This window comes from Amaricoccus sp. (genome assembly GCF_036846665.1).
Lineage (GTDB): Bacteria > Pseudomonadota > Alphaproteobacteria > Rhodobacterales > Rhodobacteraceae > Amaricoccus.
This window is the reverse complement of the sequence record NZ_DAIUBO010000374.1, coordinates 1-2,337: the sequence shown is the minus strand read 5'-3', so window position 1 is coordinate 2,337 and position 2,337 is coordinate 1. Positions and strand designations below refer to the sequence as shown.

The 2,337-nt window shown below is 66.9% G+C and carries 5 protein-coding genes and 2 pseudogenes; 2 read left to right on the top strand and 5 right to left on the bottom strand.

Annotation, left to right across the window (positions count from 1 at the left end; translation table 11 throughout):
* The 4 genes and pseudogenes from V7050_RS20460 to V7050_RS20445 form a co-directional block, all read right to left on the bottom strand.
* Positions 1-583 (bottom strand): annotated as a pseudogene (locus V7050_RS20460) (phage tail tape measure protein); the annotation flags it as partial.
* On the bottom strand, positions 564-704 hold the full coding sequence (locus V7050_RS20455; protein WP_324375889.1) for a DUF7697 family protein: 141 nt from the start codon (positions 702-704) through the stop codon (positions 564-566). The pseudogene V7050_RS20460 and the gene V7050_RS20455, both read right to left, overlap by 20 nt.
* A gap of 34 nt (positions 705-738) precedes the next feature.
* Positions 739-936, bottom strand: a pseudogene (locus tag V7050_RS20450) (phage tail tube protein); the annotation flags it as partial.
* 24 nt (positions 937-960) lie between these two features.
* The gene (locus tag V7050_RS20445) at positions 961-1,380 is read right to left on the bottom strand and encodes an acyl-CoA transferase (protein WP_324375891.1); all 420 of its coding nucleotides are present in this window, start codon (positions 1,378-1,380) and stop codon (positions 961-963) included.
* Between the two features lie 74 nt (positions 1,381-1,454).
* Here V7050_RS20445 and V7050_RS20440 point away from each other — a divergent pair, with 74 nt between their 5' ends.
* Complete coding sequence (locus V7050_RS20440; protein ID WP_324375894.1) at positions 1,455-1,808, top strand: type II toxin-antitoxin system RelE/ParE family toxin; 354 nt, start codon at positions 1,455-1,457, stop codon at positions 1,806-1,808.
* Between the two features lie 5 nt (positions 1,809-1,813).
* Positions 1,814-2,188 carry a helix-turn-helix domain-containing protein gene (locus V7050_RS20435; RefSeq protein ID WP_324375896.1) on the top strand — a complete coding sequence of 125 codons (375 nt, stop codon included), beginning with the start codon at positions 1,814-1,816 and terminating at the stop codon, positions 2,186-2,188.
* Here the strand turns inward: V7050_RS20435 and V7050_RS20430 are convergent.
* The coding region (locus tag V7050_RS20430) for a DUF6441 family protein (protein WP_324411202.1) at positions 2,189-2,337 on the bottom strand (149 nt) is incomplete at its 5' end.

Sequence of the window (2,337 nt, the reverse complement as noted above, 5' to 3'; positions counted from 1 at the left end):
TGTCGATCCGCGACATGGCGATGGAGCCTTCCTCGCCGAAGAGCTGGCCCGCGACAGCCGCGCGTTCGGCGGCGGGCACGAAGTTCTCGATGGCTGCGTTGATGGCACCCACCCGCTGGTCGAGCGGCAGGGCGATCAGCTCGTTGGCCGAGAGCCCGAGCCGATCCAGAGCATCGGCGGCAGGACCGGTCCCGGCGGCCGCCTGGCTGAGACGGCGCGTCAGATCCTTGGTGGCTTGCTCGATGCCGGACATGGAAACGCCCGCCAACTCGCCCGCGCGCTCCAGCGTCTGGATCGAGGCGACGGTGGTGCCGAGCGACTGGGCGAGCTTCGCCTGCGCATCGACCGTCTGCAGGCCGGAGCGGATCATCGCCACGCCAGCGGCGGCGGCTGCTGCCACGGCGGCTGCAGCCGCCACAGCGACACGGCGGGAGAAGGCTGCAAGCCGGGCGTTGGCCGCCTCCATCTCGCGGCTCAGCCGTCCGAAGCCGCGCGACCCGGCCTCGCCGACACCTTCCAGTTCGGCGCGCACCTGCCGTCCGCCCACGGCCGCGAGGCGGACGCTAACCCGTTTTTCCGCCATGGGAGTGATCCATCTGTTCGTTGAGCTTGGCCACCATCACCACTTCGATGACGGGCAGCAGTTCGGCCATGGCGAGCGGCGGCACGCCGAGAGCGTCACCGAGCGCCAGCGCCGCCGACATGTCCCACCCGATCACCGCGCCGGGCAGGACACGCATCCGCGGTCACCGCGTCCTTTATAGGCGCCAGCGGATCGCGGCCGTAGCCGAGCAGCTCCGAGTTCAGCAGCGGCTGCTCGGCGCCGAGCGTGGTGCTGGCGAAAGGCAATTTCGTGAAGCCGCTCGCGGGCGGCGTGCCATAGACGGTCTCGAACGCAAGCGCCATCTGCGCCCGCGCCCCTTGGGCTCGTGCCATGTCGGTTTCCTTCTGTCGGTTGGATCAGCCGAGGGGATCGGCTGTGGTGTAGTGAAGGACGACCGGTATCACGGCCGCCTTGAGGCTGGCCGCGCCCTCTACGGCCAAGTCCACCGGCCGCGGCGCTTCCGCCTCGACCCAGTCGCAGAGCCCGCCCAAAGTGCGGTCAGACGTGAGCGTCGCGCCGATACTGGCGCAAAGCGTGTCGAAGGTGGCGTCACGGTCGGCACCCTGTACGACCGCCTCAATCTCGGTTCGGTGCTGGTAGTGGTAGGTGAGCGGTGAAAGCGTCACCTCGGGTTCTCCCGGCTCACCGTCGCGCAGGATCAGCAAGCCCTCGACCGGCACGCGTTCGGGCAGCACCTCGCCGCGTAAAGAGGTGGCGGGCAGCGCGGAGAGTCGGGCCTGCAGCGCGGCGAGGATGGTTTCGCGTGGGGTGGGCATGTACGGACCTCTGAGAGTCGTTATTGCAAAATTAGTGCTTCAAGGCTATATAGCCTCCAAGACATGAGGACCGGATGCCGTGGACCGTTTCGTTCGCAGAGGAGTTCGAGCCGGAGTTCGACGAACTCCCGCAAGAGGTGCAGGACGCGATCCTGGCACGCGCGCTCCTGCTGGAACGCGAGGGGCCATCGCTCGGTCGACCGCATGCCGACACCCTGACAGGGTCGAAGCACGCGAACATGAAGGAATTGCGCTGCAATGCCGCTGATGGCGTATGGCGCATCGCCTTCGCATTCGATCCCGACCGGCAGGCGATCCTGCTTGTCGGCGGGGACAAATCAGGTGGCAGCGAGAAGCGCTTCTACAAGCAGCTGATCGCCCGGGCCGACGAACGGTTCGACAGCCATCTCGAGAGACGGAAAGGATGACGATCATGGCACGGACTCTCAAGGACAAGCTGGCTGCCCTCGATCCCGCCCGGCGTGCTGGCGTCGAGGCCGAGGCGGATCGTCTGCATATGGAATACCTGACGCTGCAGGAACTGCGGAAAGCCAAGGAGATGACCCAGGTCCAACTTGCGGACACGCTCGGCATTCAGCAGGCAACGGTGGCGAAATACGAGCGTCAGAGCGATCTGCTCCTCTCGACGCTCACGAGCTACGTGCGCGCGATGGGTGGCAACCTCAAGCTGATGGTCGAATTCCCCGGCAAGGCTCCTGTCGCACTCGAGGGGCTCGGAGACACTGAGGAACCCCGTCGTCGGCGCCGCGCGGCGCGAGAAGAGCGAGAGGTTGAGGCGCGCGCCTAATCATCTAACCCTTCCGTCCACCCAATTCGCCACGATCAGCCCCGGCACGCTGTCCAACGCCCGACCTGCGTCCCGCGCGAGGTCCAGCCGCTTTGGCAGCTTGACCTGCGGCACCAGCAGGAAGATCGGCGCGGTGACCTTGCCGCGCC